Consider the following 8,716-nt stretch of genomic DNA (forward strand, 5'->3'; position numbering starts at 1 on the left):
GCTGAACGGCGTACCGGACGTCGTCCTGGCGCTGTGGCTGGCCACCGCCGCCGGGTGGGCCGTGATCGCCGTGGGCCTGCGCCGCGGCCTGTCGGGCACGGCCCGCCGCGCCGCGCTGCTGGCGCACGGCCTGACCCTGCCGGGCCTGGTGCTGGGCGCTTCGATGGCCGGCTTCGGCGCCCTGCACGTCACCGTGGCGGCCGCCGCGCAGTGGTGGGCCCTGGCCGCGGTCACCGGGCTGCGGCCCGAACGGCTCACCCACCAGGGCGCCCTGCCCCGCCTGGCCGCCTGGCTCGCCCTCACCCTGGTCACCGCGCTCGCCGGGACCGCACTGGTCCTGCCGCCGTGACCGGCCGGGCACGGATGCGGTGAACCTTCACCGGGCGGCGTTTGTCAAACCTTCGTAGTATCCGTCCAGGAGAGCGCAAAGTCCACGGAGGTGGATCATGCCGTGTGCGCTGTGCGGCGACATCATCCCGACGGAGGTCCCCCGGTGCCCGGCCTGCGGCGCCTGGGCCCGGCGCCGCGACTTCCGCGCGATCGGCATGGCCGTGTTCATGCTGCTCGGCTTCAACGCGTTCGTCGCTCTCGGCTGCGGGCTGAGCCTGGTGCGGCTGGAGGATCCGCTGCGGATCGCCACGCACGACACCTACGACCCCGCCGCCACCGGACGGGCGCTGGCGCCCTACACCGACGTGTTCGTCGTCTGCGCGGTCCTGGCCGGGATCACCGGCCTGCTGTACCTGGCCTGGCTGTGGCGGGCGCACCGGCAGTCGGCGGGCCCGCACCGGTACCGCCGCGCCTGGGTGCTGTTCGGCTGGGTCACCCCCGTGGTCAACCTGTGGCTGCCGCCCCGGGTCGTGTACGACGTGTGGACGGGCAGCCGCCGCATGCGGCCCGCCGAACGGCACTCCGTCGCCCTGGTGGTGACGGCCTGGTGGGCGTTGGTGCTGTTCGGCGTCGGGCTGGCCCGCGTCTTCTCCGGCGGCAGCGTCCACACGCTGGCCGAGGCGCGCTTCTACGTGCACGTCGGCGTCGCCGCGGCCGCCTGCCAGGCCCTCGCCGCCGCCCTCTGCATGGCCACCGTCTTCCACATCACCCGGCTGCAGTTGGAAGCCAGCTGACCGGCACCCGTAACGGAGCGCAGCGGAGTGAAGGGATGCCGGTCAGCCGCGGGGGGTTGAAGGGGGGTCGACCCCCCCGGGAAAGACGCCGTCCCCCTGGTCAGAGCGTGGGGCCGGAGCTGCCGCCGCTGGCGTGCCAGAGGCGGGCGGGGGGACGTTTGACGTCGCCGCCCGCGTGGCCGATGTCGGCGTACGGGGACAGGGCGAAGCCGTTGGCGTAGACGATGCGGCGGCCGACCGAGCGCGAGGAGGCGACGTCCCGTCCCTCGCGGGCCATGGCCTCGTGGACGGCGGCGGGGCCGCCGCGCTGCCACGCCTCGAACAGGCCGACCAGGTCCCAGCAGGCGTAGGCGGTCAGCGACGCCGGTTGCCGGCCGCCGGGGGCCCGGCGGACGCGGCCGCGCACCACCAGCAGCCACGAGCTGAACACGATCGCGGCGCAGCGGTCCTGCACGGACTCGAAGAAGGTGAGGTCGACGGGGCCGGTGGCGTCGTCGAGCGTGGCGAAGATGATCCGCTGGCCGGACCGCACGGCGGGCGTCTGCGTGGCCACCTTGACGCCGGCGACCAGCACGTCGTCGCCGTGCGGGCGGGCGGCCAGCTCGCGGGAGCGGACGACGCCCAGCCCGTGCAGCATCTCGTCGTAGAAGCTCAGCACGTGCCGGCTCACGTCCATGCCGAGGATGTCCAGCTCGGCCTCGACCACCTCGGCGGGCGTCATGTCCGGCAGCTGCCCCACCGGGATGTGCTCGACGACGCCGAGCCCGCCCTCGGTCCGGTCGTGGCCGAGCGGCAGCTGCCCCTCGATCAGCCCGTCGGGGGGACGCGACGTCGCCCGGTCCAGCGCCCCGACGCGGCACAGCAGGTCCCGCCGGTTCAACGCGGCGGGGCGCCGCCCGGCCGGGGCGGGCCCGCCCAGCGCGCGGTCACCGGCCGGCATGAACACGGCCGCGCCGGCGACGGCCGACGCCCTCCCGCCGCCGCTTCCGTTGACGGCGGCCGCGGGCGCGGGCGCGGGCGCGGCGACGGGCGGGCGCAGGTCGTAGAGGGCGTCGAAGGCCCCGGCGAGGACGAGCCGTTCGGCGGTGGGCCGGGACACCTTGGCGCGGCGCCAGAAGTCTGCGAGGGAGTCGTAGGGGCGGCGTTCGACGATGCGCGACACCTCGGCCGCGCTGATCCCCCTGACCTCGCTCAACGCGACGCGGATTCCGTAGCCGTCGTGCCGGCCGCCCTGGGAGACCGGTTCGACGTGCCAGTCGGCGGCCGAGCGGTTGACGTCCAGCGGCAGGATCGGGACGCCGAAGTGGCGGGCGTCGTCGAGGATGGCGCGCTTGGGATACATGCCGGGGTCGTGGGTGAGCACCCCGGCGTAGAACGCGGCCGTGTGGTGGCGTTTCAGCCAGGCCGACTGGTAGGTGGGCAGGGCGAACGAGGCGGCGTGCGCCTTGCAGAAGCCGAACGCGCCGAACGCGGTGAGCGTCCGCCAGACCCGTTCGACGGTCGTCTCGTCGTAGCCGCGGGCCAGGGCGGCCGCGCGGAACCACACCGCCGCCTCGCGCTGCCCCTCCTCGTCGCCGAGCGCGCGCCGTACCGCCTCGGCCTCCGACAGGCCGCACCCGGTCATGACGTCCAGCACGCGCAGCACCTGCTCGTGGAACACCACCACGCCCTGGCTCTCGCGCAGCGCGCCGGCCAGGTCGGGGTGCGGGTAGGACGGGGCGCGGCGGCCGTGCCGGGCCTCCAGGAACGGCGTGACCATGTCGGAGTTGACCGGGCCGGGCCGGAACAGCGAGATGTCGATGACCAGGTCGTCCAGGTCCCGCGGCTGCAGCTTGCCGAGCAGCTCGCGCTGGCCCGGCGACTCGATCTGGAAGCAGCCGAGCGTGCGGGAGGTGCGGATCAGCTCGTAGGTGGCGGGGTCGTCGCGCGGCACGGCCTCCAGGTCGATCTCGGCGCCCTCCACGCGGGCGATCTCGGCGACCGCGTGGGCCATCGCCGACTGCATGCGCACCCCGATGACGTCGAGCTTGAGCATCCCCATCTCCTCGACGTCCTCCTTGTCGAACTGGCTCATGGGGAAGCCGAGCATGCTGGTCTCGATGGGGCTGCGGTCGCGCAGCGTGCCGTTCGACAGCAGGACGCCGCAGGGGTGCATGGCGATGTGCCGGGGCAGCCCGTCGAGCCGTTCGGCGATCCGGAACAGCACCTCCAGGCGCCCCTGGGACAGGTTGCTCTGGCGCAGTTCGGGCAGGTCGTTCAGGGCGGCGCGGATCTGGCGGGCGCGGATGTGCGGGAACGCCTTGGCGATGGCGTCGATCTCCTGCGGGGGCAGGCCGACCGCGTTGCCCACGTCGCGGATGGCGCTGCGGGCCCGGTAGGTCTCCATCATCGACACGCACGCCACGTTGTCGCGGCCGAACCGGTCGAACAGCGCCTCGTAGGCCTCCAGGCGCCGCGCCGACTCCACGTCCAGGTCGATGTCGGGCAGGCCGGGGCGGCTGTCGGCCAGGAACCGCTCCATCAGCAGGTCGTGCCGCAGCGGGTCCAGGTCGCCGATGCCCAGCAGGTAGTTGACCAGGCTGCCGGCGCCCGAGCCGCGGATGGCGCAGCGGATGCCGCGGCCGCGGATGAGGGCGGCGGCGTCGGCGACGGTGAGGAAGTAGGCGGCCAGGCCCTTGCGGGCGATGACCCCGAGCTCGTCGGCCAGCCGGGCGGCGGCCCGCGCGGAGTGCTCCAGGCCGCGGCGGGCCAGGCCGTCATGGCACCGGGCGACCAGCATCGCGTGGGCGTCGCCGTCGACGTCGGGCAGGTGCAGGGCGCCCATGCCGAGGTCGGCGGGCGAGTCCAGGGCGCAGCGTTCGCCGAGCCGCAGCGTGGCGGCCATCAGCTCGTCGGCGGCGCCCGCGCCGCAGGCCAGCTCGGCGACGCGCCGCATCTCCGGGATAGGCTTGAGGTAGGACTGGCCGGTGGTGTCGTCGAGGTGGCGGCGGTGCAGCGGGACGAGCCGCCGCGCCGCGTCCAGCACCTGCGCGACGGGATGGTCGGCCTTGTCCAGGTAGCGGACGGCGTTGCCGAGCACCGCCGGGACCCCGGCCTCCCGGGCCAGGGCGAGCATCCGCGCGGCGCGGAACCCGTCGCCGGGCCCCTGGTGGTCGACGATCTCGATGACCGTCTCGGCCGTGGCGCGCCAGGCCGCCAGCCGGGCCGCGGCCAGGTCGTGGTCGCGTTCGGCGACGGCCTGTCCCACGTCGGAGGCGGGGCCGAGCAGCACGACCAGCCCGTCGGCGTGCTCGCCGACCATCTCCCGGGTGGCGACCGGTCTGGTGCGCTCGCCGCGGGCGTGGGCGGCGCTGACCAGGCGGCACAGCGACGCCCAGCCGCGACGCCCGTCGGCCAGCACGACGACCCGGTGCGCGGGCTCGGCGGGACGGCGCGGGCGCCGGGTGTCCGGCGCGGGCCGCGCGCCGGACGCCCGGCCCTCCGGGGCGGTGACGGCGAGGTCGACGCCGAGCACCGGCCTGACGCCCGCGTCCCGGCAGGCCAGCACGTGCTTGACCGCGCCGTACAGGCCGTCGCGGTCGGTCAGGGCCAGGGTGCGCATGCCCAGACCGGCCGCGCGCGCGGCCAGCGCCCGCGGCGGGGCCGTCCCGTACCGGAGGGAGTAGGCGGAGGCGACATGCAGGTGCACGGCGCGCCGCCTTCAGTCCCACACCCGGGACAGCATCCAGTCGCCGGCGGCCGCGTCGTAGCGCAGCTCGTACACGCCGATCTCCCGGTCCGGGGTCGCCTCGACCCGCCAGAACTCCCGTTCGCCGGTCACCTCCGCCTCCGGCTGCTGCTCGCGCCACCAGTCCCGCGTCGTGACCCAGTGCTCCAGGATCCGCCGTACGGTGTAGAGCCGTCCCCGCCAGACGAACCGGACCGGGCGCCCGTCGGACACCCAGACCTCGACCGGGTCGCCGAATACCCGCGTCATTCCCCTCCCCCGCCTGTAGAAAAGCGATGACCGCACGGGGGAAGGCATGCGGCTTGTTCGAACACTTGTTCGTGACAAGTCTAGGGAAGCCGGGGACCGTCCGGCAAGGCGAAAGCGGGCGGCCGCCACCCGGCCGCCCGCATGAAAGCGCAGGTCAGAACGTCAGACCAGCAGGCGCACCAGCTGGTCGGCGACCTCGGCGACCTGGCTCACGGGGGCGATGCCGCCGCCCGTCCACAGATAGGACCAGCCGTCTCCGACGGGCGTGGCCACGACCATGGCGCGCTGCCGGGACACCGGGTTCAGCACGCACAGCACCGACTCCTCGGGCGCGGCCAGCCGCCAGCGCAGCCCGCGCGCCTCGACCTCGTACGCCAGTGCCGCGAGGTGATGCCGCCGCACCTCGGCGATCTTCTGCGCGTCGACAACGGACACCGCGATCAGCCGCCTCACCGTAAGAGTGACCGCCGTACGGCGACGCTGAGCGCCCGGACGGCGACCTTCGGTAACTACTCCCAGGATGTCCGGCGACGGAGATCAGCACCGGAGAACCGGGAAGTTCGGTCAACTTTTTCCTCCCCCGCCTCAGCGCCGACGGTACGGAACAGAAAGCCACCTCATCCTTACGGCGGGTGACCGCCCGCCCGGAGGACCCCGCCCGGCGGATCCCGGTGGACGCGGCCCGTGATAGACCGCTGACAACACGACAGATCGGTCCGAAGGAGCCCGCCGATGGCCGCAGCCGACCCCGCCGGCGGCGACGTCACAGGCAGCAGCACGCAGCGTCCCGGCACCCCGCCGCCGGAGACGGCGGCGCCGCACAGCGCCCCGGCGCACGCGGGCCTGCGCGAGCGCAAGAAGCAGCGCACGCGCATGGCCCTGATCGACGCCGCGCTCGACCTGTTCCTCGCCCAGGGGTACGAGGAGACGACCATCGACGAGATCGCGGCGGCGGTGCAGGTGTCGCAGCGCACGTTCTTCCGCTACTTCGCCGCCAAGGAGGACGTGATCTTCGGCTACGTGACCGAGTACGACCGCCTCCTGGTGGAGGAGCTGGCGGCCCGTCCCGCCCGTGAGCGGCCGTTCACCGCGCTGTTCGAGGCGCTGCGCGGCCTGCTGCGCGCCATCGCCGAAGGCGATCCCGCCGACGCGGCGCGGTTCCGCCGGGTCCTGCGGGTCGTGGAGGCGACCCCCGCCCTCGCCGCGGCGCAGATGGCGCGGTTCACCGCCACCGAGGAGACCCTCGCCGCCGCGATCGCCCGCCGCCAGGGCGTGGATCCGGCCCGCGACATCCGTCCCCGCCTGCTGGTCGCCTTCTTCACCGGGGCGACGCGCGTGGCGTTCGACCAGTGCGCCCGGCAGGAGCTGTGGGACCCGGCCGCCGTCGCGGCGCGCGTGGACGAGATCGTCGCGGTCGCCCACGACGACCTGCGCGGCTGGATCTGACGCACCGCACCGGGCGGGGATGATCCCCAAGTCCCGCCGTGTTGGGGACACACACAGGTGACTGGAGAGGACAACGACATGCGCGCGATCGTCGTCAACCGCAACGGCGGCCCGGAGGTGCTGGAGCCCGCCGAACGGGAGGACCCCGTGCCGGGCCCCGGCGAGGTGCTGATCGACCTGGCGGCCAGCGGCGTCAACTACATCGACGTGTACTTCCGGACGGGCGCCTACAAGCAGGCGACCCCGTTCGTCCCGGGTCAGGAGGGCGCGGGCACGGTCGCCGCGGTCGGTGAGGGCGTGACCGGCGTCGCCCCCGGCGACCGCGTGGCCTGGCAGGGCGTCCTCGGCTCCTACGCCCAGCGCGCCGTGGTCCCCGCCGACCAGACCGTCCCGGTGCCCGACGACCTGAGCCTGGAGGACGCGGCGGCGTCCCTGCTGCAGGGCATGACGGCGCACTACCTGACGCACTCCACCTACGCGGTGCGGCCGGGCGACACGGTGCTGGTGCACGCGGCCGCGGGCGGCATGGGGCTGCTGCTCACGCAGATCGCCAAGCTGCGCGGCGCCCGCGTGATCGGCACGGTGTCCACGCCGGAGAAGGAGCGGCTGGCGCGCGAGGCCGGCGCCGACGAGATCGTGGGCTACGACGGTTTCGCGTCCGAGGTGCGGCGCCTGACCGGCGGCGAGGGCGTCGCCGTGGTGTACGACGGTGTGGGCGCCGCCACGTTCGACGGCAGCCTGGAGAGCCTGCGCCCGCGCGGGACGCTGGCGCTGTACGGGGCGGCCAGCGGCAAGGTCCCGCCGTTCGACCCGCAGCGCCTCAACCCCGCCGGCTCGCTGTTCCTGACCCGGCCGACCCTGGCGCACTACACCCTCACCCGGGAGGAGCTGCTGGAACGCGCCTCGGCCGTCTACGGCTGGATCGCCAAGGGCGAGCTGCGCCTGCACGTCGGGCAGCGCTACGACCTGGCCGACGCCCGCCGCGCCCACGAGGATCTGGAGGGACGCCGCACCACGGGCAAGCTCCTCCTGCTGCCCTGAGCGAGGCGTCCGTGTGCCCGCATCGCGGGGGCGGGTCCCACTAGGGTGGGATTCCGCCAGTTCACCTCGACCCCCCAGGACCACGATGACCACGCACGCGGGAGAGAACGCCGATTCCCTGCAGCCCGACGACCCCCGGGAGCTCGGCCCGTACCGGCTGCTCGCCCGGCTCGGCCGGGGCGGTATGGGAACCGTCTTCCTCGGCGAGGACTCCTCGGCGTCCGGCCCCGGCCGCCATGTCGCCGTCAAGGTGATCAACCGCGAGCTCGCCAGCGAGACGGCGTTCCGCGAGCGGTTCCGGCGCGAGGTGACCGCCGCCCGCCAGGTGCGCCGCTTCTGCACCGCGCCGGTGCTGGACGCCGAGCTGGACCGCGACCCGCTGTACGTCGTCACCGAGTACATCGACGGTCCCAGCCTGGAGCGGGCGGTGGCCGAGCGCGGGCCGCTGCCCGGCTCCGACCTGGAGGGCCTGGCGGTCGGGGTGGCGACCGCGCTGGCCGCCATCCACGGCGCGGGCATCGTGCACCGCGACCTCAAGCCCGCGAACGTGCTGCTGTCGGCGACCGGCCCGCGTGTGATCGACTTCGGCATCGCCCGCGCGCTGGACGCGGCCGAGGGCCCGACCCGCACCGGGCAGTTCGTCGGCACGCCCAACTACCTGGCGCCCGAGCTGCTGCGCGGCGAGCCGGTCACGGCCGCCTCGGACGTGTTCTCCTGGGGCTGCGTGGTGGCGTTCGCGGGCACCGGACGCGCCCCGTTCGCGGGCAACACCGTCCCGGAGATCTTCTACCGGGTCGCGCACGAGGCGCCGCGGCTGGACGGGCTCGACCCCGCGCTGCGCGAGCTGGTGACCGCCACCCTCGACAAGGACCCGAACAACCGCCCGTCGGTCGGGGAGCTGCTCGGCCGCCTGGTCGGCCACGCCCAGCCCGACCCGGCGCGGCTGGCCGAGACCGTCCAGGCGAGCTGGCACGCCGGGCCCGGCCCGGATCCCGCGACGGCGTCGCCGGCCCGGCCCGGCGGCGAGGACACCCGCGAGGACGCCCCGTCCCAGCCGCACGCGTCCCCGCAGCGCCCGCCGCCGCCCGCGCCGCCCGCCGCCGCGCCGCGCACCGGCCTGCTCGACCGC

At 74.9% G+C, this 8,716-nt stretch carries 8 protein-coding genes; 5 read left to right on the forward strand and 3 right to left on the reverse strand.

The window, feature by feature from the left end:
- Positions 1-61 precede the first annotated feature (61 nt).
- Both ABD811_RS26140 and ABD811_RS26145 read left to right on the forward strand, forming a co-directional pair.
- Complete coding sequence (locus ABD811_RS26140) at positions 62-349, forward strand: hypothetical protein (protein ID WP_344952753.1); 288 nt, start codon at positions 62-64, stop codon at positions 347-349.
- A gap of 97 nt (positions 350-446) precedes the next feature.
- The gene (locus ABD811_RS26145; RefSeq protein WP_344952755.1) at positions 447-1,124 is read left to right on the forward strand and encodes a DUF4328 domain-containing protein; all 678 of its coding nucleotides are present in this window, start codon (positions 447-449) and stop codon (positions 1,122-1,124) included.
- Between the two features lie 100 nt (positions 1,125-1,224).
- On the opposite strand, the gene ABD811_RS26150 is transcribed toward ABD811_RS26145, so the two are convergent.
- The 3 genes from ABD811_RS26150 to ABD811_RS26160 form a co-directional block, all read right to left on the reverse strand.
- Positions 1,225-4,812 carry a DNA polymerase III subunit alpha gene (locus ABD811_RS26150; protein WP_344952757.1) on the reverse strand — a complete coding sequence of 1,196 codons (3,588 nt, stop codon included), beginning with the start codon at positions 4,810-4,812 and terminating at the stop codon, positions 1,225-1,227.
- A gap of 12 nt (positions 4,813-4,824) precedes the next feature.
- Positions 4,825-5,100: a DUF6504 family protein gene (locus ABD811_RS26155; protein ID WP_344952759.1), complete on the reverse strand. Its 276-nt coding sequence runs from the start codon at positions 5,098-5,100 to the stop codon at positions 4,825-4,827.
- A 162-nt stretch (positions 5,101-5,262) separates the two neighbouring features.
- Positions 5,263-5,553 carry a hypothetical protein gene (locus ABD811_RS26160; RefSeq protein WP_344952760.1) on the reverse strand — a complete coding sequence of 97 codons (291 nt, stop codon included), beginning with the start codon at positions 5,551-5,553 and terminating at the stop codon, positions 5,263-5,265.
- A gap of 279 nt (positions 5,554-5,832) precedes the next feature.
- Between ABD811_RS26160 and ABD811_RS26165 the strand changes: the two genes are divergently transcribed.
- From ABD811_RS26165 to ABD811_RS26175, 3 genes are all read left to right on the forward strand, one after another.
- Entirely contained in the window at positions 5,833-6,546 is a 714-nt protein-coding gene (locus ABD811_RS26165) for a TetR family transcriptional regulator (protein ID WP_344952762.1), read from the forward strand.
- 78 nt (positions 6,547-6,624) lie between these two features.
- Positions 6,625-7,587 carry a quinone oxidoreductase family protein gene (locus tag ABD811_RS26170; protein ID WP_344952764.1) on the forward strand — a complete coding sequence of 321 codons (963 nt, stop codon included), beginning with the start codon at positions 6,625-6,627 and terminating at the stop codon, positions 7,585-7,587.
- A gap of 85 nt (positions 7,588-7,672) precedes the next feature.
- The coding region (locus tag ABD811_RS26175) for a serine/threonine-protein kinase (protein ID WP_344952766.1) at positions 7,673-8,716 on the forward strand (1,044 nt) is incomplete at its 3' end.

Source organism: Actinomadura miaoliensis, assembly GCF_039536785.1.
Classification (GTDB): domain Bacteria; phylum Actinomycetota; class Actinomycetes; order Streptosporangiales; family Streptosporangiaceae; genus Spirillospora; species Spirillospora miaoliensis.